Source organism: Winogradskyella sp. 4-2091 (assembly GCF_045765065.1).
Taxonomy (GTDB): Bacteria; Bacteroidota; Bacteroidia; order Flavobacteriales; family Flavobacteriaceae; genus Winogradskyella.
The window spans coordinates 3060-5263 of record NZ_JBJKOD010000028.1 but is presented as its reverse complement, the minus strand read 5'-3'; the positions used below and the strand labels follow the sequence as shown (position 1 = coordinate 5263).

At 37.5% G+C, this 2204-nt stretch carries 1 pseudogene; it reads left to right on the top strand.

Annotated features, from left to right (window positions below):
• Positions 1 to 2204, top strand: a pseudogene (locus tag ACJBCC_RS17060) (hypothetical protein); the annotation flags it as partial.

The window sequence follows — 2204 nt, the reverse complement described above, 5'->3', positions numbered from 1 at the left end:
CAACCCACAATCAATCCAGTTTCAGACTTAGAGTTATGTGATGATTCGAGTAATAATGGCTTTGAAGAATTTGATTTAAGCACACAGACGGCGTTAATATTAGGAAGTCAATCGTCTACAGATTTCACGGTTAGTTACCATTTAAATTTTGAAGATGCAGATTCAGGCGATAATGCTTTACCATTATTGTATACAAATACAGTTAATCCAGAGCCAATATTTGTAAGAGTAGAGAGTTCAGGAGACTCAAGTTGTTATAATGCGTCAGCAACGGCCTTGTTTGATTTGGTTGTAAATACCAGAGCAATTGCAACAATGCCAGAAGCTATGGAAGTTTGTGATGATACGAGTAATGACGGTCAAGCGACTTTTGATTTAAGCAGTCAAGATGCTGTAATTTTGGGCAGTCAAAGTTCAGGGACATTTAATGTGTCTTACCACACAAGTCAAGACGATGCAAATAATAATGTAGGCGCTTTAGCGACAAACTACACCTCAAACGCACAAACGATTTATGCACGTGTAGAAGATCCTATGCATCCTGACTGTTATGCTACCACAAGTTTTGATTTAATTATACACGCTTTACCAGAAATTGTTGCTGTAACAGCCTTACAAGTCTGTGATGATGATACCGATGAGTTTGTCGCTTTTCCATTGAGCACAAAGGTTTCAGAATTATTAAACGGACAAACAGATGTAGAGGTGTCTTTTTATGAAGCACCAGCTGATGCAATAGCAGGTACACCAGAGATTTCTGATGGTTATGTCAATACTACGATGTCTAACCAAACGATATATGTACGTTTAGAAAATACAGTTACAGGATGTTATACTATTAATACGTTAGATCTAGAAGTTTTAGAAAATCCAATAGCTAATGCCACAACACCATTAGAAGTTTGTGATGACAATGCCGATGGTATAGCCGTATTTAACCTAAGCTTAAAAGACGCAGAAGTTATCGGATCCCAAACCGGAATGAGTGTTGTTTATTACCTAAATTCTAATGATGCAATTTTAGGTAATAATCCATTATCAACAAATTATACCAATACCATAGCAGGAGCACAAGATATTGTCGCAGTTATAAGTAATGATGTCACAGGATGTTCAGCAATGACGACTTTACAGTTAATTGTTAATCCAAAACCAACAACTATAAGTGTAACACCATACGAATTGTGTGATTACACCAATCCAGGAGATGAGCAAGAGCAATTTGATTTAAGCACTAAGACTGACGAGATTTTAAATGGACAAGTGAATATTTCAGTTAGCTATTACGCTACAGTAGCAGACGCAGATGCAGGTAGTGCTATTACAGGACTCTATACTAACACTAGTAACCCAGAGACCATCGTAGCAGAACTTACCAATACATTAACCAATTGTAGTTCAAGAGTTTTATTTGATTTGGAAGTTAATCCATTACCATTGGTGGTAGCACCAACAGCATTAGAAGTTTGTGACGATGGAACACCAGATGGTGTAACAGAAATGGACTTAAGTTTAAAGAATTCAGAGATAACAAGTAATAACCCAGCGTATTCCGTAAGTTATTATGAAACACCAGGTGAAGCGATATCAGAGAGTAATCCACTACCAACACTATATACCAATGATTTTAATGGTCAGATAGTCCATGTGCGCGTAGAAGACATTAACACAGGCTGTTATGATACAACCACCTTAGAGTTAATTGTAGAACAAGCACCAATAGCCTTTACACCACAGCCTTTAAGATACTGTGATCCAGATAATGATGGTTTTGGGGTGTTTACATTAACAGATGTGAATAATGAGATTACAGGAGGTGCACCAGGCTTACAAGTGACGTATCACGAAACATATACCAATGCCTTTTTTGGAGTCGATGCTATAGACACGAGTATAGATTATAACAATATTGTTATTGATGAGCAATTGCTTTATGCACGTGTAGAGAGTGCAACGATAGCTACAGATTGTGCAACATTAGTAGAGTTATTATTAATAGTAGAACCAACACCACAATTGGTAGCACCAACACCATTAGAAGTGTGTGATGATATCTCAGCCGATGGTTTTGCCGTGTTTGACTTAACAAGCAAAGATGAAGAGCTTTTAAACGGTCAAGATGCGACGCAGTATATTGTAAGTTATTACACCTCAGAAGCCAATGCAGAATCTGCAAGCAATGCAATAACAAGCCCAACGGCCTA